Below are 20,526 nucleotides of genomic sequence, written 5' to 3'. Positions count from 1 at the left end.
CAGGGAAGGCAACTTTTTCCGAGGATTCGCCCATGTTCAAAGTCAACGAGTACTTCGACGGCACCGTCAAGTCGATCGCGTTCGGCACCGCTGAAGGTCCGGCGACCATCGGTGTGATGGCCCCGGGTGAATATGAGTTCGGCACTGCCCAGCGTGAAATCATGCACGTCGTCTCCGGCGCGCTGACCGTCAAACTGCCGGATGCCAGCGAGTGGCAGACCTTCTCCGCCGGCAGCCAGTTCAACGTACCGGCCAACAGCAAATTCCAGCTGAAGGTCGAGGTCGACACTGCTTACCTGTGCGAATACCGCGGCTAAGGTTTCAGCCAGGCAAAAAAATGCCCGTTTCCCAGGTGGAAACGGGCATTTTTTATGGGCGATGGATTATTCGAGGATCGTCACCGGCATGCCGACTTCCAGATGACCCACGCCATCGTTGACCAGGTTCTGGCCGAACATCGCGCCATCCTCGGTCTTGCGATAGCCATTCAAAGTGGCGAAGGGTTCGCGGTCGGCGCTGCGCTCGCCGGTGCGCGGGTCGATGGTGGTGAGGATGCAGCGTGCGCACGGCTTGACCACCCGGAACTCCACGTCGCCGATGCGCAGGCGCTTCCAGCCATCTTCGGCAAACGCGTCGGCACCTTCGATCACCAGGTTGGGGCGAAAGCGCAGCATCTCCATGGGGCGGCCGACCTTCTCGGACAGGTCTTCCAGGGAGGCCTGGCCGATCAGCAGCAAGGGATAACCGTCGGCCAGCGCCACCTGGTCATCGTCGCGGCCATAACCGGACTGAGTGGTGCGCGCCCGCTTGAGCGGCATGTGCACCAACCGGGTCGGCGCGCCGACAAACTCGCTGACCCACGCAGCCGCCGCGTCACCGGCATCCGGCAGGCGCGGGGTGTCGCGCCAGATGGTCACGCCGCGCAACGCAGCGTCTTCATCGGGCAATGCGACGTCAAGGGAGGTATGGCCAGGCGAACTCAGGGTCAGGCCGCCGGCGCTGTTCCACAAGGCCGACAGCTGGCTCATCTTGGTGACGGCGCGTTGCGTCAGGAAGCGGCCACTGGCCTCGTCCACCAGCATCCAGCGTCGATCCCCGTCCAACCCGAGCTTATCCAGGCCGCTGTGTTGCAACGATTCGGCCTTGCCGGATTTCAAGGGATAACGGTACAACGCGCTGAGACGAAGCATGGCTCTGCATTCCTGAGGGGCAAAGCCATCACCCTAAGGTCAAGCTGGCTGTTCGTCCAGCATCAGTCGCTGGCGCACCACATCCACCAGTTTGTCAGGCTGGAACTTGGACAGGAAATTGTCGCAGCCGACCTTCTTCACCATCGATTCGTTGAAGCTGCCCGACAGCGAGGTGTGCAGCACCACGTACAATTTGCGCAGGCGCGGGTCGTTGCGGATCTCGGTGGTGAGGCGGTAGCCGTCCATTTCCGGCATTTCGGCGTCGGTGAAGATCATCAATAGTTTGTCGGTCATCACGTGACCGGCGTCGGCCCAGGACTTGAGCATGTTCAGGGCTTTGAGGCCATCGCTGGCGATGTGCATTTTCACGCCCAACTGGCCGAGGGTGTCACGCAGTTGCGACAGCGCCACGTTGGAGTCGTCCACCAGCAGCACTTCGCGGCCACGGGCGCGTTCGAGCACCGGGTCTTCGAGCTTTTCCCGGGAGACCTTGGCGTTGTACGGCACGATCTCGGCGAGGACTTTTTCCACGTCGATGATTTCCACCAACTGGTCGTCGACCTTACTGATGGCGGTGAGGTAATGCTGGCGACCGGCGCTGGTCGGAGGCGGCAGGATGGCTTCCCAGTTCATGTTGACGATGCGGTCCACACCGCCCACCAGAAACGCCTGCACCGAGCGGTTGTACTCGGTGACGATGATGGTGCTGTTCGGGCCCGGCACCAGGGGCCGCATGCCGATGGCCTGGGACAGGTCGATCACCGGCAGAGTCTGGCCGCGCAGGTTGACCACGCCACACACAAACGGATGGCGCTGCGGCATCAGCGTGAGCTTGGGCAATTGCAGGACTTCCTGCACCTTGAACACGTTGATGGCGAACAACTGCCGCCCGGCCAGGCGAAACATGAGGATTTCCAGGCGATTCTCACCCACCAATTGCGTGCGTTGATCTACCGTGTCGAGAATGCCGGCCATTGGAAGCTCCTGATATGCGCGGGTAAGTGCTGCGCGTAGGGGTTGTGCAGTTCACTAAGCTGTTTATCGGCGGCAAGCGCCAGATCTTGACCCCGTTAAAATGCCACGTAAATTAATTGATGTCACACTGACATCATGCTTTACTGGCCGTACCGCTTCATAAGTGGGCAAGGCGGCATTGCGCGACACTCAAATCGACGCAAGGTTCCCGCTTGTAAGGGATTCCCCTATACGCAATCAGGTCCAACCTGATATTCGCAATATCTAATAGCCATTAATGTGACGCCATTCTCATTGCATGAATGGAGTCAGGCTTTTGTTCGCCATCCCAAGTCCTCGCCCGTTGGGTGTTTCAGACATTTACGTCGCGGCAACTGAAGGTGTGCAACTGAGCCCGCTCACGAGGGCTGCGCAGCGCCGTTGGCGTTATTTCAATAAACTTCCTACCAAAAGCTCAGAAGCAACCTACAAGCATCAGCAATATTTCAGCGCTAGCTTTAAGCCATTGACCCGCAGCGAAATCTCATCGCCCGATTCCATATTGTGGAGACTTGCATGATGAACGACGGTAAAGAGTGGCAGCTCGCACTTTCGGCGTTTCTGCTGGAGGCTGAAAAGCTGTTGAACCGGTCAGAAGAATGCCTGAGCCATCTGCATCTGATTCGTAACGACAGCGACGCCATCGACTGCATGACACTCAGCCTGGCCAAGCTCGCGGCACAGGCCGACACCCTGGCGCTGCAAGCCATCAGCGAGTTTTCCGGGCATATCCACGGCCTGATTGCCAACGCTGAAAACCCATTGCAACTGCACGACCAGGCGCTGGACGCGCTGCATGACTGCCTGACTTTACTGGCCTGGCAATTGGAACTGATCGATACCAAGACCGGCCAATTGGCACTGGATGAAACCGAGCAAACCTCGTTGATTGCGACGGTCACCGTGCAGATCCCGCAAAAGGGCTTCACCTGTAAACCGCAACAACGTTTGCACCACGCCTCGTGAGGGTTTGACAGGTCGTGTTTCGCTACGCAACTTACCTAAAAACGACAGGCGTTAACGATTCAGTCATCCTTCAACATCCATTAACGTTACAACTTCGTTTACGTAGTAAAACTTTCCATGCTTCAGACGCTGATATCCCCCACAACATCCCCTCGTTTAATTGCTCGGCACGGCAAGGTGTCAGGCGACCAACGGTTACAGGGGTGTTACTATGCGTCGCTCGAAGTCATTCAACTTCCTGTATATAAACGATTCGGCCACGCACTCCAGACTGAGCCCCGTCAGAGGTGACCGGACTTCCCGCAGCGAACCTTCATTGGCTTCATCCGCTATGTACGCCAGCCTCAAGTCACTCCTCGCCAGGTCCGTGTCCCGCAGCCATGCTCGCCGCCTGACCCTTGGCTTGTGTCTTGCCTCGCTGTTGATCAGCCTGTGGGCCTTTAGCCATTCGGCGCCTTTGCCACTGTCGGTGTTGCTGCTCAACCTGGCCACGCTGGGGGTGGTAGGCCTGCAACAATGGCGCTCACGCAAATCCATCCGCTTCCAGCCCCAGGAATTGGCCGATCGTCTGTTGCAGGTCCAGGAAAACGAACGTCATCGCCTCAGCCGTGAACTGCACGACGATATCGGCCAACTGCTCACCGCCGCCAAACTGCAGAGCGAATGGCTCAAGCGACGCCTGCCGGATGACCTGCAAGACCAATGCACCATGCTGTGCAATACCCTGAACGAAACCCTGGCCAAGGTGCGCGACGTGTCTGCCATCCTCAACCCCCGGCAACTGACCAGCCTGGGCCTGGAGGCCAGCCTGCGCGCGCACCTGCTCAAGACCCTGGAAAACAGCCCCGTTCACTGGAGCCTGGAATGCCGGCAACGCCTCACCGGCATCCCGGAAGAAATGGCCGTAGCGGCGTTTCGCATTACCCAGGAAGCGGTGACCAACATGCTGCGCCACGCCCAGGCCCAGAACCTGCTGGTGCGCCTGCAACGCCTGCCCGAAGGGTTATCGCTGACAATTCGCGATGACGGCCGTGGCTTCGCGCCTGCGAGCAACCCAGCCCGTGAAGGTCAGCGAGGCATGGCAGGCATGGCCGAACGTGTCGATCAACTGGGTGGCACGCTGTCCGTCAGCAGCCAGCCCGGGCAAGGCACGCGCATCGAAGCACTTTTTCCCTGGGCGCCGCGCGCCCTCGAACGGGCCAACTCCCCTAAGGTTCTCGAGTGACCTGCACATTACTTCTAGTGGATGACCATGCACTGATCAGGGCCGGCGTGCGCGCCCTGATCCAAGATATTCCCGGCTACACCGTGATCGGCGAAGCCAACGATGGGGCACAGTTACTTGAGCAGTTCCACGCCTTGCAACCGGACATGGTGCTGCTGGACCTGTCGATGAAGCACACCGGCGGCCTGGACGCCTTGCAGCAACTCAAGGCCGCCTACCCGCGCTGCAAGGTGCTGATCCTGTCGATGCACACCGACCCGCAACTGATCATGTGCGCGCTGGAGGCCGGCGCCCATGGCTACCTGCTCAAGGACACCACCGCCAACGAGCTGGAACACGCCCTGCGAGCCCTGTGCAATAACGAGCGCTACCTGAGCCCGGCGATCGCCCATACCGTGATCAACCAAGCGCTGGTGCGCACCCAAGGGCCCACCGCGCCGGCAGGCCACGGCCACAACCTCACGGCGCGGCAGTTGGAAATCCTGCGCCTGATCGTGCGCGGCAAGTCCACCCGTGAGATCGCCCACGGCCTGGGCCTGAGCATCAAAACCGTGGAAGCTCACCGCTCGCAAATCATGAAGCGCTTGCAGATCTTCGACGTGGCGGGGCTGGTGCTATTCGCGGTGCGCGAGCAAATCATCAGCCTGGACGACTAGGGGCGAACCCAGCGGCAAATGCACGCGCAAGGCCTTGGGCAAGGCTTCGAAACGCAAGTCGTCGCCCTTGAGCGGTTCACCGTCCAGGTTGATGTACAGCCCTTCGGCCTGTTTGATCTGCACCCAGGGCAGCCGCGCACGCACGAACATGGTGTCCAGGCCCCAGCCATTGCTCATCAGTTCGCGCAAGGTGCCGACCACTTCCTGGGGCGCCGGCAGAATACTGACATCGAGCAACCCATCGTCGGCCATCGCCTCTGGGCACAGCACATGCCCGCCGCCAGCTTGGCGACCGTTGCCGATGCCCAGCGCCAGCATCTCGCCCTTCCAGTGGAAATCCGGGCCTTCCAGCTCGCCATAGGCCGCCTTCAACTCGCTGAAACGCGTGAGACCGGTGAACAGGTACGCCGCGCCCCCGAGGATTTTTTTCAGGTCTTCGGAGGTATTGGCGGTGACCTGGCTGCCGAAACCGCCGGTGGCCATGTTGAGGAAAATCTGCCCGCCGACCTGGCCGAGGTCGATCGCCCGCGGCGCCACATCCAGCAGCGCCAGGGCCTGGGCCGGCTCTAGCGGTACGCCAGCGGCCTTGGCGAAATCATTGGCGGTGCCCAGGGGCATCAGCACCAGGCTGGCATCGGCCTTGGCCTGGGCCATCGCCTCGGCCACATCGCGCAAGGTGCCGTCGCCGCCGCCGGCAATGATGTGGGTATAACCGCCGTCCAGGGCTTCCCTGACCAGGCGCTGCGCATCGCCGCCCTCCCAAGTCACCCGCACCGCCAGCTCCCAACCCTGCTCACGCCGGGCCAGCACGGCGCTGCGCACGTCCTCGTTGAGGGCTTGCTTGCCGTGGAGGATCAACAGTGCCTTGGGGGTGCTCATGCAGGGAATCTCCTGATTCAAAGGTGCTTGAAGGATGTGGACCTTGGCAGAGGAGAAAAAAGTCAGTGGGGTTGAAAATTAATTGGCCGGCCAGGTGCCAGGCATCGCAGGTGCGACGCCCCCCACCAGTTGCCACAGGCGCAATCAGCTCTTATGCAACTTACTCATCAACTGCGCCTCAGCCTGGGTCAAGCCGCACGACTGGGTCAGGTCGTCCACCGTCGCCCCCATCCCCACCAGCTTTGCCGCTTGGGCAAACGACAGGTTGGCCGGATCGCGCTGTTCCAACTGCTCCAGCTTGTCCGGCATCGGTGCGAGGATCGCGCGTAGTTCGTGCACCTCATCCCCGACCCGCACGGCACTCTTCTGGTAATGGTCGACGCGCTTGACCAGCTCCACGATACGCCGGTCACGCACGGCATCGCGCTCGGCCTGCTGCAACGCCAATTCGCGCTGCCGGGCCATGTAGCGCAGCAGAAAACCCAGGGTCCCGGCCCACAACAGAGCCAGGACGATCACCGCGACCTCAAGGAACAATCAAATGCTCTCCAGTTCCGACCATTCTTCTTCGCTCATCATTTTGTCCAGCTCAACCAGAATCAACAGTTCGTTGTTCTTGTTGCACACACCCTGGATAAACTTGGCCGACTCTTCGTTGCCCACGTTCGGCGCGGTTTCCACTTCCGACTGGCGCAGGTAGACCACCTCGGCGACGCTGTCGACCAGGATGCCGACCACTTGCTTGTCCGCTTCAATGATGACGACACGCGTGTTGTCGGTGACTTCGGCGGTATCCAGACCGAAACGCTGGCGCGTGTCGATCACGGTCACCACGTTGCCGCGCAGGTTGATGATACCCAGCACGTAGCTCGGCGCACCCGGGACCGGGGCGATCTCGGTGTAGCGCAGCACTTCCTGCACACGCATCACGTTGATACCGTAGGTCTCGTTGTCCAGCTTGAAGGTTACCCATTGCAGAATCGGATCGTCCGAGCCTTTTTGTGCAGATGCTGACATATTCATACCCATGACCCCTTCAAATGCCGTTGGATACGGCGTGTGTGCTTCATTCGCCAACCGCACACCCGTGCGGCCAGCGTGTTCAATCAACTGCGTTTGTTACCGGGCATCGACTTGACGGCGCCGCTGGCGATCAACTCGGCCAGTTCGGCGACGTCGAGCAACGCGCACATGTGTTCGATCACGGTGCCGGCCAGCCAAGGCCGCTGGCCCCGGTGACTGCGCCATTTGATTTCGTTCGGGTCCAGGCGCAGCGAGCGGCTGACCTGATGCACCGCCAGCCCCCACTCGTAGCCTTGAACGGAAATAACGTATTGCAGACCCTCGCGAAAATCGTCGCGGTAGCGGTCGGGCATCACCCAGCGCGCGGTGTCCAGCACCTTGAGGTTGCCGGCCTGGCTGGGCAGGATGCCGAGGAACCACTCCGGCTGGCCGAACAGCGGCGTCAGCTCGTGGCCTTCCAAAGAGTAGATCGAACCCAGGCACACCAGCGGCACCGCCAGGGTCAAACCAGCGACGTCGAACAGCAGGCATTCGAAAGGCTCAGCGGCCCATGCCGGCCGGTCGTCGCCGCTCACCGGCGGCGGCGTGATGCTCGGTGGCAGGTGCACGTCCACCACCGGCTCGATCACCACGGGCGCCGCCACCAACGGTTCCGCCGCCACAGGCTGCGCCACTACGGGTACGACCGGCGCAACAATCGGCGCTACGATCCGGGCGTCTCGGGCCTGCTCTTCCAGCACCGCCAGTTGGAATTCATCCAGCGTACTGCTGGGCTCGACAACCGCCTCCAGCACCAGAATCGGTTCCGGCAACACCTCATCGGTGGCTTCCTGCAACAGGGCATCCAGGTAGGATTCCAGCGCCAGTTGCGGCCGGGTCTTGGTCTTGAGTTCGACAGGACGGTTCATCATGCCACCTGCGCCACGAGTTGCTGGGACAGCAAGTGTTTGAGCAACGCACGGTAGGCCATCACGCCGCGACTCTTGCCATCGAACTGCGACGGCGTGAGCCCTGCGCGGCTGGCGTCACGCAGGCGCGTATCCACCGGAATGTAGCCTTGCCAGATGGTGTCCGGGTAGGCATCGCGCAATACACGCAAGGTGCCCAGCGACGCTTGGGTGCGACGGTCGAACAGGGTCGGCACGATGCTGAACGGCAGCGGTTGTTTGCGCGAGCGATTGATCATCGCCAGGGTGCTGACCATGCGCTCAAGGCCTTTGACAGCCAGATGCTCGGTCTGCACCGGGATCACCAGTTGCTGGCTGGCGGCCAATGCGTTGACCATCAGCACGCCCAGCAGCGGCGGGCTGTCGATAATGGCGTAGTCAAAGTCCTGCCACAGTTGCGCCAGGGTCTTGGCGATCACCAGGCCCAGGCCGCTCTGCCCCGGCGACTGACGCTCAAGGGTGGCCAGCGCGGTACTGGAGGGCAGCAGGGAAATGCTCTCGTTGCTGGTGGGCAACAGCAATTGCCCGGGCAGGTCGCCAGGCACGTTGCCCTTGTGCAGGAACAGGTCAAAGCAGCTGTGTTCCAGCGCATCCGGGTCGTAGCCGAAATAGCTGGTCATCGAGCCGTGGGGGTCCAGGTCCACCACGACCACACGCTTGCCCGCCTCGGCCAGCAAACCGGCCAGAGCGATGGAGGTGGTGGTCTTGCCGACTCCACCTTTTTGATTGGCAACTGCCCAGACTCTCATTCGGATGATTCCTCCCGGCAGGCACAGGCGCGACCGAGACATTGCATAACGTTATTGAGCCGGTGACGGAGAATTGACGGCGCTCTGACCCACCGGCGGCTTAACCGCTGGCGGTGCAGTTTGTGTGCCAGCACGCCTCAAGGCCGCATCCGGTGTTGCATTGGCGGTGCCGGTGCCGGTCAGGCTGCGGCGCACATCCAGGTTGCGCGACACCACCAGCACCACCCGACGGTTGCGCGCGCGCCCTTCCACCGTGGCGTTATTGGCCACCGGCTGGAATTCGCCATAGCCCACCGACGCCAGGCGCCCGGGGTTCACACCCTGCATCGCCAGCATGCGCACGATGCTCGCCGCGCGGGCCGAGGACAGTTCCCAGTTGGTGGGGTACTGCGCGGTGCTGATCGGAATATTGTCGGTAAAGCCTTCGACGTGGATCGGGTTTTCGAACGGCTTAAGGATCGCCGCCACTTTGTCGATGATGGTGAACGCCTGGTCGCTGGGCATCGCATCGGCGCTGGCGAACAGCAGGCTGGAATTGAGCTCGATCTCGACCCACAGCTCATTGCCGCGCACGGTCATCTGATTGGAACTGATCAGGTCGCCAAATGCGGCGCTGATGTCATCGGCGATGCTTTTCAACGGGTCGCTGGTGCCGCCCACGCCAGCGGCGGTTTCATCGCTGTCATTGACCAGCGGCTTGGCCGGGGTCACGGTGCGGGGCCGCTCTTCGCCGATGGGAATCGGCTTGAGCGAACGGTCGGCGTCGTTGAACACCCCGATCAGCGCTTGGGAAATCACTTTGTACTTGCCTTCGTTGATCGACGAGATGGAGTACATCACCACGAAAAACGCGAACAGCAGGGTGATGAAGTCCGCGTAGGACACCAGCCAGCGTTCGTGGTTAACGTGTTCTTCAGGCTCGCGACGGCGACGGCTCACAACCCATACCTCCCATCAATCCATGAAGCCCTGGAGCTTCAATTCGATGGAGCGCGGGTTCTCGCCCTCGGCAATCGACAGCAGGCCTTCGAGCAGCATTTCGCGGTAACGCGATTGGCGCATGGCAATCGACTTGAGCTTGCTGGCTACCGGCAGCAACACCAGGTTGGCGCTCGCCACGCCGTAGATGGTGGCGACAAAGGCCACGGCAATGCCGCTGCCCAATTGCGACGGATCGGCCAGGTTGCCCATCACATGGATCAAGCCCATCACCGCACCGATGATGCCGATGGTCGGCGCGTAGCCGCCCATGCTTTCAAAGACTTTGGCTGCGTTGATATCGCGGCTTTCCTGGGTGTAGAAGTCCACCTCAAGGATGCTGCGGATCGCTTCCGGCTCGGCGCCGTCCACCAGCAACTGCAAGCCTTTGCGCGCGTAGCTGTCAGGCTCGGCATCGGCCACGCCTTCCAGGCCCAGCAGGCCTTCCTTGCGTGCGGTGAGGCTCCAGTTGACCACGCGATCAATGCCACCGGCCAAGTCCACACGGGGCGGGAAAATAATCCAGATCAGGATCTGCATGGCGCGCTTGAACGAACTCAACGGCGACTGCAGCAACGCAGCGCCCACCGTGCCGCCGATCACAATCAGCGCCGCTGGGCCGTTGGCCAGGGCGCCCAGGTGGCCGCCCTCCAGATAGTTGCCGCCGATGATGGCGACAAATGCCATGGTGATGCCAATCAGACTCAAGACATCCATCAGAGGCAGGCCTCCACCAGATGCTTGCCGATGTCATCCAGGCTGTAGACGGCGTCGGCCAGGTTGGCTTTGACAATGGCCATGGGCATGCCATAGATCACGCAACTGGCTTCGTCCTGGGCCCAGATCGCGCTACCGCCCTGCTTGAGCAGGCGCGCGCCTTCGCGGCCGTCGGCGCCCATACCGGTCAGGACCACCGCCAGAACTTTGTCGCCGTAAGACTTAGCGGCCGAACCAAAGGTGATGTCCACGCAGGGTTTGTAGTTGAGGCGTTCGTCACCCGGCAGAATTTTGATCGCACCCCGGCCGTCGACCATCATCTGCTTGCCGCCCGGGGCCAGCAACGCCAGGCCGGGCCGCAGGATGTCGCCATCCTCGGCTTCCTTGACGCTGATGCGGCACAGTTTGTCCAGGCGCTCGGCAAACGCCTTGGTGAACGCGGCCGGCATGTGCTGGATCAACACGATCGGCGCCGGAAAGTTGGCCGGCAATTGGGTCAGCACGCGCTGCAACGCCACCGGACCACCGGTGGAGGTGCCGATGGCGACCAGTTTGTAGGCCTTGCGCTTGGGCGCCGGGGACTGTGCCGTTGCCGCTGGCGCAGACGCACGCACAGGTGCCGCTGCGGGGCGGGCAACCGGTGCAGGCGCGGGGCGCCCGAACGTCGAGGCACTCGTGGGAGCCGGTGCGGCAACAGGTGTCGGGGCCGGCGCGGGGGCGCTGAATAGGCTGCGACGGTTGCTGCGGGAAATGCTGTGGACTTTCTCGCACAACAGTTGCTTGACCTTCTCGGGGTTGCGCGAGATGTCTTCGAAATTCTTCGGCAGGAAGTCCACCGCCCCTGCGTCCAGGGCGTCGAGGGTCACTCGGGCGCCTTCATGGGTCAGCGAGGAGAACATCAACACCGGAGTCGGGCAGCGCTGCATGATGTGCCGCACCGCGGTGATGCCGTCCATCATGGGCATCTCGTAGTCCATGGTGATGACATCAGGCTTCAACGCAATGGCTTGATCAATCGCCTCTTTACCGTTGGTGGCCGTGCCGACCACCTGGATGCTTGGATCGGCGGAAAGAATTTCCGAGACGCGGCGGCGGAAGAAACCCGAATCGTCCACCACCAGGACCTTGACTGCCATAAACACTCCGTTAGGCGGGGCGGGCAATACCGCCCTGCCCCGCCAGAATCAAATACGCCGAGCGGCGTAACGCTTGAGCATGCTCGGAACATCGAGAATCAGCGCGATTCGACCGTCACCGGTGATGGTCGCACCCGACATGCCCGGGGTTCCCTGCAGCATTTTGCCCAAAGGCTTGATGACCACTTCTTCCTGGCCGACCAACTGATCGACCACAAAGCCGATGCGTTGAGTGCCCACGGAGAGAATCACCACATGGCCTTCGCGCTGTTCTTCATGAGCCGCCGAAGCCACCAGCCAGCGCTTGAGATAGAACAGGGGCAACGCCTTGTCGCGCACGATCACCACTTCCTGGCCGTCCACCACGTTGGTGCGCGACAGGTCGAGGTGGAAGATCTCGTTGACGTTGACCAGCGGGAAGGCGAACGCCTGGTTGCCCAGCATCACCATCAGGGTCGGCATGATCGCCAGGGTCAACGGCACCTTGATGACGATCTTGGAACCCTGGCCCTTGGTCGAGTAGATATTGATCGAACCGTTGAGCTGGCTAATCTTGGTCTTGACCACGTCCATGCCCACGCCACGGCCCGACACGTCGGAGATCTCGGTTTTGGTCGAGAAGCCTGGGGCGAAGATCAGGTTGTAGCACTCGGTGTCGGTCAGGCGGTCGGCGGCGTCTTTGTCCATCACGCCACGCTTGACCGCAATATTACGCAGGATGGCCGGGTCCATGCCTTTGCCGTCGTCGGTAATCGACAGCAGGATATGGTCGCCTTCTTGCTCGGCCGCCAGGATCACTTTGCCGCCCCGGGACTTGCCCGCGGCTTCGCGTTCTTCCGGGGTTTCCACGCCGTGGTCGACGGCGTTACGCACCAAGTGGACCAGCGGGTCGGCCAGGGCCTCGACGAGGTTTTTGTCGAGGTCGGTCTCTTCGCCCACCAACTCCAGGTTGATCTCTTTCTTCAGCTGACGCGCCAGGTCGCGAACCAGGCGTGGGAAGCGGCCGAAGACTTTCTTGATCGGCTGCATCCGCGTCTTCATCACGGCGGTTTGCAGGTCGGCGGTGACCACGTCGAGGTTCGACACGGCCTTTTGCATGGACTCATCGCCACTGCTCAGGCCCAGGCGCACCAGGCGGTTACGCACCAGCACCAGTTCGCCAACCATGTTCATGATGTCGTCCAGGCGCGCGGTATCGACCCGCACGGTGGTTTCGGCTTCACTGGCAGGCTTGTCGGCCACCGGCGCGGCGGCGGCCCGTGCAGGCGCGGCAGCCGGAGCTGCCGCCGCGGGCTTGGGTGCTGCGGCAGGCGCCGCAGCCTTGGCGGCGACCGGTGCAGGTTTGGCGGCGGTAGCGGCGGCCGCAGACGCGGCCGGCGCAGGCACTTCGCTGAATTTGCCCTTGCCGTGCAAATCATCCAGCAACGCTTCGAATTCATGATCGGTGATCAGCCCGTCACCGGCAGGTGCCGCAGCGGCTGCCGGCTTGGCATCAGCCGGCGCGGCGGCGGTGGCCGCGACTTCCGGCAACGCGTCGGCGGCGAAGGTACCCTTGCCGTGCAACTGGTCGAGCAACGCTTCGAACTCGTCGTCGGTGATATCGGTGCTGGCAGCCGCAGCGGCCGGTGCAGGCGACGCAGCGGCAGGCGCCACGGCATCGGCGGCGAACTGGCCTTTGCCATGCAACTGATCGAGCAGGGACTCAAATTCGGCGTCGGTGATGTCTTCGCTGGCCGGTGCTTCAGCCGAGGTCGGGGCCGCAGCGGCCGGCGCTTCGGCTTCGGCCTTGACCGCGCTGAGGGAACTGAGCAGCTGTTCGAATTCACTGTCGGTCACGTCCGGTTCCGGCGCCGGTTCAGGCTCCGGCACGGCCTCGACCACGGGCTCCGCCGACAGGTCGGCAGGCTCTGCATAGCGCGCCAGGGCGGCCAGCAGTTCCGGGGTGGCGGCAGTGATCGGCGCACGTTCGCGCACTTGGCTGAACATGCCGTTGACCGCATCGAGCGCTTCGAGAATCACGTCCATCAACTCCGAGTCGACGTGACGCTCACCCTTGCGCAGGATGTCGAACACGTTCTCGGCGATGTGGCAGCACTCCACCAGCTCATGGAGCTGGAGGAAGCCGGCGCCCCCTTTTACAGTATGAAAACCGCGAAAAATTGCATTGAGCAGGTTCGCATCATCCGGGCGGCTTTCCAGCTCGACCAGTTGTTCGGACAGTTGCTCTAAAATTTCGCCGGCCTCTACAAGGAAATCCTGAAGGATCTCTTCATCGGCGCCGAAGCTCATGTGGGTGCTCCTTAGAAGCCTAAACTGGATAACAGGTCATCTACGTCATCCTGACCTGACACAACGTCTTCACGTTTATCGGCATGAATCTGCGGACCTTCACCCTTGGCGAGATGTTTTTGTGGATCTTTTTCCGAGAGGATCGCTGCGCGGTCATGTTCGATGCCGGCAAAACGGTCAACCTGGCCGGCCATGAGCACCAGTTTGAGCAAGTTGCTTTCCACTTCGGTGACCAATTGCGTCACGCGCTTGATCACCTGACCGGTCAGGTCCTGGTAATCCTGAGCCAGCAGAATATCGTTGAGGTTGCTGGACACCGTGCGGTTGTCCTGCTCGCTGCGTGACAAGAACCCTTCGACCCGGCGCGCCAGCTCGCGGAACTCTTCAGCCCCCACTTCCCGGCGCATAAAGCGCCCCCAGTCGGCATTCAGGGCCTGAGCTTCGGTGGCCATGCCGTTGACCAGAGGCGTGGCGTTTTCCACCAGGTCCATGGTGCGGTTGGCCGCAGCCTCGGTCAGCCTGACCACATAGGACAGGCGTTCAGTGGCATCCGTGATCTGCGAGATTTCCTCGGCCTGGGGCATGTGCGGGTCAATCTGGAAATTGACGATTGCACTGTGCAGCTCGCGTGTGAGCTTGCCCACTTCCTGGTACAGGCCTCGGTCACGGGTCTGATTGAGCTCATGGATCAACTGCACCGCGTCGCCGAAATGGCCTTTTTCAAGGCTGTCGACCAGTTGGTGAGCATGTTTTTTCAGGGTGGACTCAAAGTCTCCCTGTGACGTTTCTTTGTGCTCCATAGCTCCCCCGCGATGGCATTAGCCGTGGATGCGTTCGAAGATTTTTTCGATCTTCTCTTTCAACGCCTGTGCAGTGAATGGCTTGACCACATAACCGTTAACACCGGCCTGGGCGGCCTCGATGATCTGCTCGCGCTTGGCTTCGGCGGTTACCATCAGCACCGGCAGGTTGCGCAGTTTTTCATCGGCGCGCACCCAGCGCAGCAGGTCGATACCGGTCATGCCCGGCATGTTCCAGTCAGTCACCAGAAAGTCGATGCCTCCGCTGTTGAGGATCGGCTGTGCAGTGATGCCATCGTCCGCCTCGACCGTGTTGGTGAACCCAAGGTCACGCAACAGGTTTTTTATGATCCGCCGCATCGTTGAGAAGTCATCAACGATGAGGATTTTCATGTTCTTGTCCAATTCGACCTCCAAGCAGTCTTAAACGCGCCCAGCACCTGGACGCGCCATTTCAATCAACAGGCATTACACAAAAAGGACTGCCGGGGCCACCACGGGCCGAACCCGCGTAGGCCAATCACCCCCGCGGTATCGCTCTGCAGTGTCCCCACACTGCCTGTCAGCGCGCTCGCCACTCTCCCAAACGCCCCCGCAAGCGGGCGGCGCACTGGCTGTGCAACTGGCTGACTCGCGATTCGCTGACCCCCAGGACCTCACCGATTTCCTTGAGGTTCAGCTCTTCGTCGTAGTACAGCGCCAACACCAATCGTTCACGCTCCGGCAAATTGGCGATTGCGTCCGCCAACGCCCCCTGGAAACGCGCATCTTCCAGGTCGCGCGACGGCTCCATGTGAGCGCTCGCGCCGTCCTCGTGCAGCCCTTCGTGTTCGCCGTCCTGGAGCAGGTCGTCGAAACTGAACAGGCGGCTGCCCAAGGTATCGTTCAAAATCCCGTAATAATCGTCGAGACTCAATTGGAGTTCGGCCGCAACTTCATGATCTTTAGCGTCGCGACCGGTTTTTGCTTCAATTGCACGAATTGCGTCACTGACCATGCGCGTATTGCGGTGCACCGAACGGGGTGCCCAATCACCTTTGCGCACTTCATCGAGCATCGCCCCACGGATACGGATACCCGCATAGGTCTCGAAACTCGCGCCCTTGGTTGCGTCGTACTTGGTCGACACTTCGAGCAGGCCGATCATGCCGGCCTGAATCAAATCTTCGACCTGCACGCTGGCAGGCAACCGGGCCAGCAAGTGGTAGGCAATGCGCTTGACCAGGGGCGCATAGCGCTCGATCAGTTCACCCTGGCTGTCACGCGCCGATTTCTTATAGAGGTTGTAGCCGCTCGATGTCATAGCACTGGTCCTGCGCTCGTCTGATGCACCAATCGCTCGACGAAAAACTCCAGATGCCCACGCGGGTTGGCGGGCAAAGGCCAGGTATCGACCTTCTGAGCAATAGCCTTGAACGCCAAGGCGCATTTCGAACGAGGGAATGCTTCGTAGACCGCACGCTGCTTTTGCACGGCCTTGCGCACACACTCGTCGTAGGGAACTGCGCCGACGTATTGTAAGGCGACATCGAGAAAGCGATCCGTGACCTTGGTCAACTTGGCGAACAGGTTGCGCCCTTCCTGCGGGCTCTGGGCCATGTTGGCCAGGACGCGGAAGCGGTTCATGCCGTAGTCACGGTTAAGGAGTTTGATCAGGGCGTAGGCGTCGGTGATCGAGGTGGGTTCGTCGCAGACCACCAGCAATACTTCCTGCGCGGCGCGCACAAAGCTGACCACGGATTCGCCAATCCCGGCGGCGGTGTCGATCACCAGCACGTCGAGGTTGTCGCCGATATCGCTGAACGCCTGAATCAGGCCGGCATGCTGCGCCGGGCTCAGGTGCACCATGCTCTGGGTGCCGGAAGCGGCCGGTACGATGCGGATCCCGCCAGGGCCCTGCAGCAGCACGTCGCGCAGCTCACAGCGCCCCTCGATCACATCGGCCAGGGTGTGTTTAGGCGTCAGCCCCAGCAGAACGTCGACGTTCGCCAGCCCCAGGTCAGCGTCCAGCAGCATGACGCGACGGCCAAGCTCTGCCAGCGCCAGGGACAAATTCACTGACACGTTCGTTTTTCCGACGCCACCTTTGCCGCCGGTCACCGCGATCACCTGTACGGGATGCATGCTGCCCATTTTATTTCTTTACCTTGTCTTGCTTAGACGCAGGCTACATGGCTTGGCCGCGTGAATCGCTTGCAGACCATCAATGTAGGTACATTGCATTGTGTTCATGTTGCTCAGCCCACCCGTTTTGCCGGGCTGTGGTAAAGATCAGCGAACATATCGGCCATCGCTTCCTCGCTCGGCTCGTCTTGCATTTGCACGCTGACTGCACGGCTGACCAACTGATGACGGCGCGGCAGATGCAGATCATCCGGGATCCGCGGCCCGTCGGTCAGGTAGGCGACCGGTAACGCATGACCGATAGCCAGGCTCAACACTTCGCCCAGGCTGGCGGTTTCGTCCAGTTTAGTCAGGATGCAACCGGCCAGCCCGCAGCGCTTGTAGCTGTGGTAGGCAGCGGTAAGAACCTGTTTCTGGCTGGTGGTTGCAAGCACCAGGTAATTCTTTGACTTGATGCCACGCCCGGCCAGGCTTTCCAACTGCATGCGCAGCGCCGGATCGCTGGCTTGCAGGCCGGCGGTGTCGATCAACACCACACGTTTGCGCAGCAGCGGGTCGAGGGCGTTGGCCAGGGATTGGCCCGGGTCGACGTGAGTCACCGGCACATTCAGGATGCGCCCCAGGGTCTTGAGTTGTTCCTGGGCACCGATACGGTAGCTGTCCATGCTCACCAGCGCGATGTTATGCGCGCCGTATTTGAGCACATAGCGCGCCGCCAGTTTGGCCAGGGTGGTGGTCTTGCCCATGCCGGCCGGGCCGACCATAGCGATCACACCGCCCTCTTCCAGGGGTTCGATTTCCGGGGTGACAATCATGCGTGCCAAGTGGGCCAGCAGCATGCGCCAGGCTTGGCGCGGCTCATCGATTTCAGTGGTCAGGGCCAGCAGGTCGCGGGACAACGGACCGGACAGGCCGATGCGTTGCAGACGACGCCACAGGTTGGCTTGCTGCGGCTTGCTGCCTTGCAGTTGGTTCCAGGCCAGGGAACCCAGTTGCACTTCCAGCAGCTCGCGCAGGCCGTTGAGTTCGAAGCGCATCGAATCGAATACGCGCTGGTCGACGGCGGCGGCCGGTGCTGGCGCGGCGGGACGTGGCGGTTCGACGAAGGTCGGCTCCACCAGCGGCTCGGCGGCGGTCAGCGGCAGCCCGGCGAACAACTGGCGATTGGTGGTGGCATCGCTGTCGCCACGCATGCTCAGTTCAGCCTGGGCCGAGACGATGCGCGATGCAGTCTTGCGCAGTTCATCTTCGAGTTCCATGTTGGGAACGCGCGGCGCCAGCGCCGAGGGGGTGTAGTCCAGGGCAGCCGTCAGCTCGACACCGCCGGCAATGCGACGGTTACCGATAATCGCGGCATCGGCGCCCAGCTCATCACGGACCAGTTTCATGGCCTGACGCATATCGGCGGCGAAAAAACGCTTCACTTGCATAACCCACTACCCTCAGCCGTTGGGCCCTACTGTCGCGACGATAGTCACTTGCTTGTTGTCAGGAATTTCCTGGTAAGCCAAAACGTGCAAATTCGGTACTGCCAGGCGTCCAAACCGCGACAACATCGCTCGGACCGGGCCCGCCACCAGCAGAATCACCGGTTGGCCCTGCATTTCCTGACGCTGTGCGGCGTCGATCAACGAACGCTGCAGTTTTTCAGCCATGCTTGGCTCCAGCAGAACGCCCTCTTCCTGGCCTTGTCCTGCCTTCTGAATACTATTGAGCAATATTTGTTCCAACCTTGGTTCCAAGGTGATCACAGGCAGCTCGGAGTCAAGCCCTACAATGCTTTGCACGATAGCGCGGGACAATCCGACGCGCACTGCCGCCACCAGCGCGGCGGTATCTTGACTCTTGGCGGCGTTGTTGGCGATGGCTTCGGCAATGCTGCGGATGTCGCGCACCGGCACCTGTTCGGCCAGCAGCGCCTGCAACACTTTGAGCAATTGCGACAACGACAGCACGCCCGGCACCAGTTCTTCTGCGAGTTTTGGCGAGGCTTTGCCAAGCAACCCCATCAATTGCTGGACTTCCTCGTGGCCGATCAGCTCGTGGGAGTGCTTGTAGAGGATCTGGTTGAGGTGGGTGGCAACGACCGTGCTGGCGTCCACCACGGTGTAACCCAGGGACTGTGCCTGGCTGCGCTGGCTGATTTCGATCCACACCGCGTCCAGGCCGAAAGCCGGATCTTTGGCGGTAATGCCGTTGAGGCTGCCGAACACCTGCCCGGGGTTGATCGCCAGTTCGCGGTCGGGGTAGATCTCGGCTTCGGCCAGGATCACGCCCATCAGGGTCAGGCGGTAGGCGCTGGGGGCCAGGTCGAGGTTGTCGCGGATGTGCACGGTGGGCATCAAAAAGCCCAGGTCCTGGGACAGCTTCTTGCGCACGCCCTTGATCCGCGCGAGCAGTTGGCCGCCCTGGTTGCGGTCCACCAGAGGGATCAGGCGGTAGCCGACTTCCAGGCCGATCATGTCGATCGGGGTCACGTCATCCCAGCCAAGCTCCTTGGTTTCCTGGGCGCGGGCCGGGGATGGCAGCAGTTCCTGCTGACGGGCGATCTCTTGCTGGGCCTGCACCTTGACCATGTTCTGTTTTTTCCAGAACAGGTAGGCGGCACCGCCGGCCAGCGCGGCCATGGTCAGGAACGACACATGGGGCATGCCCGGCACGATGCCCATGATCGCCATGATGCCAGCCGCTACGGCCAACGCCTTGGGCGACGCGAACATCTGCCGGCTGATCTGCTTGCCCATGTCTTCGGAGCCCGAAGCACGGGTCACCATGATCGCGGCCGCTGTAGATAACAACAGTGATGGCAATTGCGCCACTAAACCGTCACCGATGGTCAGCAAGGCGTACACCTTGCCCGCATCGCCGAAGCTCATGCCGTGCTGGAACATGCCGACAGCGACGCCGCCGATGAGGTTGATGAACAGAATCAACAGGCCAGCGATGGCGTCACCGCGCACGAATTTGCTGGCACCGTCCATGGAGCCGTAGAACTCGGCTTCCTGGGCCACTTCCAGACGGCGGGCCTTGGCTTGGTTCTGGTCGATCAGGCCGGCGTTGAGGTCGGCGTCGATAGCCATCTGTTTGCCGGGCATGGCATCGAGGGTAAAACGTGCGCTCACCTCGGAGATACGCCCGGCACCCTTGGTCACGACCACGAAGTTGATGATCATCAAAATCGCGAACACCACGATACCGACCACGTAGTTGCCGCCGATCACCACTTCACCGAAGGCCTGGATCACCTTACCGGCAGCGGCGTGGCCGTCCTGACCGTGGAGCATCACCACGCGGGTGGACGCCACGTTCAGCGCCAGGCGCAACAGGGTCGCCACCAACAGGATGGTGGGGAATACCGCGAAATCCAGCGGCCGCAGCGCGTACACACACACCAGCAGCACCACCACGGACAGCGCGATGTTGAACGTGAAGAACACATCCAGCAGAAACGGTGGCATCGGCAACATCATCATTGCCAGCATCACCAGCAACAGCAACGGCACACCCAGATTGCCCCGCGACAGGTCAGTCAGGGTGCCACGGGCCGTACTGAGCATTTGAGAGCGATCCACCACCGGTATTCCTCGTTTCCTTGAAGCAAACTTTTGACGCCGGGAGGCGTCCTGGAGGCGGTATTGCAAGAAGCCTTCCAACTTTACTTTTGTGCCTGGAGAACCTCACAAACACTCCGGGCCATCGGGTGTCAATCATTCCAAATGAGGGAGGGGGCTTGCCCCCGATTGCAGTCTGTCAGGCCCGGATCAGGTGCCTGATACACTGAAGTGCGCCCCAAAAGTTGGACACCTATCCAACTCTTGGGGCTTTTTCATGAG

At 61.4% G+C, this 20,526-nt stretch carries 21 protein-coding genes; 4 read left to right on the top strand and 17 right to left on the bottom strand.

The genetic code is table 11. The features are described from left to right. Nucleotides 1–32 precede the first annotated feature (32 nt). Nucleotides 33–317 carry a pyrimidine/purine nucleoside phosphorylase gene (gene ppnP / locus QRN41_RS05555; protein WP_034099437.1) on the top strand — a complete coding sequence of 95 codons (285 nt, stop codon included), beginning with the start codon at nt 33–35 and terminating at the stop codon, nt 315–317. A gap of 66 nt (nt 318–383) precedes the next feature. Here ppnP and QRN41_RS05550 read toward each other — a convergent pair whose 3' ends face one another. Together QRN41_RS05550 and QRN41_RS05545 are read right to left on the bottom strand one after the other, a co-directional pair. Further along, complete coding sequence (locus QRN41_RS05550; protein WP_285421291.1) at nt 384–1,190, bottom strand: MOSC domain-containing protein; 807 nt, start codon at nt 1,188–1,190, stop codon at nt 384–386. A 39-nt stretch (nt 1,191–1,229) separates the two neighbouring features. Next, the gene (locus tag QRN41_RS05545; RefSeq protein WP_034138823.1) at nt 1,230–2,165 is read right to left on the bottom strand and encodes a chemotaxis protein CheV; all 936 of its coding nucleotides are present in this window, start codon (nt 2,163–2,165) and stop codon (nt 1,230–1,232) included. A 555-nt stretch (nt 2,166–2,720) separates the two neighbouring features. Here QRN41_RS05545 and QRN41_RS05540 point away from each other — a divergent pair. The 3 genes from QRN41_RS05540 (at nt 2,721) to QRN41_RS05530 (ending at nt 5,051) form a co-directional block, all read left to right on the top strand. Beyond that, nucleotides 2,721–3,170: a hypothetical protein gene (locus QRN41_RS05540; protein WP_034138824.1), complete on the top strand. Its 450-nt coding sequence runs from the start codon at nt 2,721–2,723 to the stop codon at nt 3,168–3,170. 331 nt (nt 3,171–3,501) lie between these two features. Further along, nucleotides 3,502–4,395 carry a sensor histidine kinase gene (locus QRN41_RS05535; RefSeq protein ID WP_285421314.1) on the top strand — a complete coding sequence of 298 codons (894 nt, stop codon included), beginning with the start codon at nt 3,502–3,504 and terminating at the stop codon, nt 4,393–4,395. Next, nucleotides 4,392–5,051 carry a response regulator transcription factor gene (locus QRN41_RS05530; protein ID WP_034138826.1) on the top strand — a complete coding sequence of 220 codons (660 nt, stop codon included), beginning with the start codon at nt 4,392–4,394 and terminating at the stop codon, nt 5,049–5,051. Before QRN41_RS05535 ends, QRN41_RS05530 begins: the two co-directional genes overlap by 4 nt. Here the strand turns inward: QRN41_RS05530 and yegS are convergent. From yegS to flhA, 15 genes are all read right to left on the bottom strand, one after another. Beyond that, nucleotides 5,010–5,930 carry a lipid kinase YegS gene (yegS, locus tag QRN41_RS05525; RefSeq protein ID WP_034138827.1) on the bottom strand — a complete coding sequence of 307 codons (921 nt, stop codon included), beginning with the start codon at nt 5,928–5,930 and terminating at the stop codon, nt 5,010–5,012. The genes QRN41_RS05530 and yegS overlap by 42 nt on opposite strands. Nucleotides 5,931–6,074: 144 nt before the next feature. Continuing rightward, nucleotides 6,075–6,467 (bottom strand): DUF2802 domain-containing protein, encoded by a 393-nt coding sequence (locus QRN41_RS05520; RefSeq protein ID WP_034099447.1) that lies wholly within the window; start codon nt 6,465–6,467, stop codon nt 6,075–6,077. Beyond that, nucleotides 6,468–6,953 carry a chemotaxis protein CheW gene (locus tag QRN41_RS05515; protein ID WP_373873651.1) on the bottom strand — a complete coding sequence of 162 codons (486 nt, stop codon included), beginning with the start codon at nt 6,951–6,953 and terminating at the stop codon, nt 6,468–6,470. A gap of 83 nt (nt 6,954–7,036) precedes the next feature. After that, nucleotides 7,037–7,861: a CheW domain-containing protein gene (locus QRN41_RS05510; RefSeq protein WP_167416919.1), complete on the bottom strand. Its 825-nt coding sequence runs from the start codon at nt 7,859–7,861 to the stop codon at nt 7,037–7,039. Beyond that, entirely contained in the window at nt 7,861–8,649 is a 789-nt protein-coding gene (locus tag QRN41_RS05505) for a ParA family protein (RefSeq protein ID WP_034099451.1), read from the bottom strand. The genes QRN41_RS05510 and QRN41_RS05505 overlap by 1 nt, the downstream gene beginning before the upstream one ends. 51 nt (nt 8,650–8,700) lie before the next feature. Further along, the gene (gene motD, locus QRN41_RS05500; protein WP_034138828.1) at nt 8,701–9,588 is read right to left on the bottom strand and encodes a flagellar motor protein MotD; all 888 of its coding nucleotides are present in this window, start codon (nt 9,586–9,588) and stop codon (nt 8,701–8,703) included. A 15-nt stretch (nt 9,589–9,603) separates the two neighbouring features. Beyond that, nucleotides 9,604–10,344, bottom strand: a complete 741-nt coding sequence (locus QRN41_RS05495) for a flagellar motor protein (protein WP_034138829.1) — start codon at nt 10,342–10,344, stop codon at nt 9,604–9,606. Then, nucleotides 10,344–11,480 carry a protein-glutamate methylesterase/protein-glutamine glutaminase gene (locus QRN41_RS05490; protein ID WP_040269012.1) on the bottom strand — a complete coding sequence of 379 codons (1,137 nt, stop codon included), beginning with the start codon at nt 11,478–11,480 and terminating at the stop codon, nt 10,344–10,346. The genes QRN41_RS05495 and QRN41_RS05490 overlap by 1 nt, the downstream gene beginning before the upstream one ends. A 48-nt stretch (nt 11,481–11,528) precedes the next feature. Continuing rightward, a complete protein-coding gene (locus tag QRN41_RS05485) occupies nt 11,529–13,769 on the bottom strand; it encodes a chemotaxis protein CheA (protein ID WP_285421290.1) in 2,241 nt (746 codons plus the stop codon). 11 nt (nt 13,770–13,780) lie between these two features. After that, the gene (locus QRN41_RS05480; protein ID WP_034138832.1) at nt 13,781–14,569 is read right to left on the bottom strand and encodes a protein phosphatase CheZ; all 789 of its coding nucleotides are present in this window, start codon (nt 14,567–14,569) and stop codon (nt 13,781–13,783) included. 18 nt (nt 14,570–14,587) lie between these two features. Next, nucleotides 14,588–14,962 carry a chemotaxis response regulator CheY gene (locus QRN41_RS05475; protein ID WP_162276696.1) on the bottom strand — a complete coding sequence of 125 codons (375 nt, stop codon included), beginning with the start codon at nt 14,960–14,962 and terminating at the stop codon, nt 14,588–14,590. A 169-nt stretch (nt 14,963–15,131) separates the two neighbouring features. Then, entirely contained in the window at nt 15,132–15,872 is a 741-nt protein-coding gene (fliA, locus tag QRN41_RS05470; protein ID WP_034099464.1) for an RNA polymerase sigma factor FliA, read from the bottom strand. Then, the gene (fleN, locus tag QRN41_RS05465; RefSeq protein ID WP_003192912.1) at nt 15,869–16,702 is read right to left on the bottom strand and encodes a flagellar synthesis regulator FleN; all 834 of its coding nucleotides are present in this window, start codon (nt 16,700–16,702) and stop codon (nt 15,869–15,871) included. Before fleN ends, fliA begins: the two co-directional genes overlap by 4 nt. Before the next feature lie 104 nt (nt 16,703–16,806). After that, the gene (flhF, locus tag QRN41_RS05460; protein WP_034138833.1) at nt 16,807–18,123 is read right to left on the bottom strand and encodes a flagellar biosynthesis GTPase FlhF; all 1,317 of its coding nucleotides are present in this window, start codon (nt 18,121–18,123) and stop codon (nt 16,807–16,809) included. A 12-nt stretch (nt 18,124–18,135) separates the two neighbouring features. Further along, complete coding sequence (gene flhA / locus QRN41_RS05455) at nt 18,136–20,250, bottom strand: flagellar biosynthesis protein FlhA (RefSeq protein WP_375538188.1); 2,115 nt, start codon at nt 20,248–20,250, stop codon at nt 18,136–18,138. Nucleotides 20,251–20,526: the final 276 nt, after the last annotated feature.

The organism is Pseudomonas sp. efr-133-TYG-23 (assembly GCF_030209215.1).
Classification (GTDB): Bacteria; Pseudomonadota; Gammaproteobacteria; order Pseudomonadales; family Pseudomonadaceae; genus Aquipseudomonas; species Aquipseudomonas rhodesiae.
This window is presented reverse-complemented; position numbering and strand designations above follow the sequence as displayed.

Coding starts and splice junctions, on each gene's coding strand:
- ppnP (WP_034099437.1), top strand. CDS start 33: ATGTTCAAAGTCAACGAGTACTTCGACGGCACCGTCAAGTCGATCGCG.
- QRN41_RS05550 (WP_285421291.1), bottom strand. CDS start 1,190: ATGCTTCGTCTCAGCGCGTTGTACCGTTATCCCTTGAAATCCGGCAAG.
- QRN41_RS05545 (WP_034138823.1), bottom strand. CDS start 2,165: ATGGCCGGCATTCTCGACACGGTAGATCAACGCACGCAATTGGTGGGT.
- QRN41_RS05540 (WP_034138824.1), top strand. CDS start 2,721: ATGATGAACGACGGTAAAGAGTGGCAGCTCGCACTTTCGGCGTTTCTG.
- QRN41_RS05535 (WP_285421314.1), top strand. CDS start 3,502: ATGTACGCCAGCCTCAAGTCACTCCTCGCCAGGTCCGTGTCCCGCAGC.
- yegS (WP_034138827.1), bottom strand. CDS start 5,930: ATGAGCACCCCCAAGGCACTGTTGATCCTCCACGGCAAGCAAGCCCTC.
- QRN41_RS05515 (WP_373873651.1), bottom strand. CDS start 6,953: ATGAATATGTCAGCATCTGCACAAAAAGGCTCGGACGATCCGATTCTG.
- QRN41_RS05510 (WP_167416919.1), bottom strand. CDS start 7,861: ATGAACCGTCCTGTCGAACTCAAGACCAAGACCCGGCCGCAACTGGCG.
- QRN41_RS05505 (WP_034099451.1), bottom strand. CDS start 8,649: ATGAGAGTCTGGGCAGTTGCCAATCAAAAAGGTGGAGTCGGCAAGACC.
- QRN41_RS05495 (WP_034138829.1), bottom strand. CDS start 10,344: ATGGATGTCTTGAGTCTGATTGGCATCACCATGGCATTTGTCGCCATC.
- QRN41_RS05490 (WP_040269012.1), bottom strand. CDS start 11,480: ATGGCAGTCAAGGTCCTGGTGGTGGACGATTCGGGTTTCTTCCGCCGC.
- QRN41_RS05485 (WP_285421290.1), bottom strand. CDS start 13,769: ATGAGCTTCGGCGCCGATGAAGAGATCCTTCAGGATTTCCTTGTAGAG.
- QRN41_RS05480 (WP_034138832.1), bottom strand. CDS start 14,569: ATGGAGCACAAAGAAACGTCACAGGGAGACTTTGAGTCCACCCTGAAA.
- QRN41_RS05475 (WP_162276696.1), bottom strand. CDS start 14,962: ATGAAAATCCTCATCGTTGATGACTTCTCAACGATGCGGCGGATCATA.
- fliA (WP_034099464.1), bottom strand. CDS start 15,872: ATGACATCGAGCGGCTACAACCTCTATAAGAAATCGGCGCGTGACAGC.
- fleN (WP_003192912.1), bottom strand. CDS start 16,702: ATGGGCAGCATGCATCCCGTACAGGTGATCGCGGTGACCGGCGGCAAA.
- flhF (WP_034138833.1), bottom strand. CDS start 18,123: ATGCAAGTGAAGCGTTTTTTCGCCGCCGATATGCGTCAGGCCATGAAA.
- flhA (WP_375538188.1), bottom strand. CDS start 20,250: ATGCTCAGTACGGCCCGTGGCACCCTGACTGACCTGTCGCGGGGCAAT.